1 protein-coding gene is annotated in these 468 nt (G+C 39.3%); it reads left to right on the top strand.

Annotated features, from left to right (window positions below):
- A partial coding sequence (locus PSH48_RS20905; RefSeq protein WP_273612311.1) for a hypothetical protein occupies positions 1-257 on the top strand: 257 nt, incomplete at its 5' end.
- Positions 258-468: the final 211 nt, after the last annotated feature.

Genomic DNA, 468 nt, shown 5'->3' with positions numbered 1-468 from the left:
AGTGTACTTCAGGAAGTAATGCATCTTCTTGTGATTACATTGACCGTGATGCTAACGGTAATATCGTTGATTTACGTAACTTCCTACAAAACTCAGGTACCTACAATGTTGAAGGCATAGATTTTTATACTGCATACAAGTTTGATACTGAGTACGGTAGCTTCAGAACATCTCTTGATTTGTCTTATGTAATGACTAACGAGTTCGATGGCGAAGATCAAGTAGGCGTGCAGTATGGTGATGCTGGTTATCCTTAATATAAAGGCACATTTGCTCTAGATTGGTCTCAAGGTGACTTTGATGCGCATTGGCAAACACGTTATGTTGACCGTATGCAAAACTACTATGACATAGCTTACGGCGCAGAAAATTACCCAGGTATGGCTGATTACATTGGTTCTTACTTTGTACATGATGTATCTGTAGGTTATGCGCTAGACGCGTACAACACTAAAATTAGTGTAGGTA

The sequence above is a fragment of the Pseudoalteromonas sp. Angola-4 genome, from assembly GCF_028599265.1.
GTDB lineage: Bacteria > Pseudomonadota > Gammaproteobacteria > Enterobacterales > Alteromonadaceae > Pseudoalteromonas > Pseudoalteromonas atlantica.
This window is presented reverse-complemented; position numbering and strand designations above follow the sequence as displayed.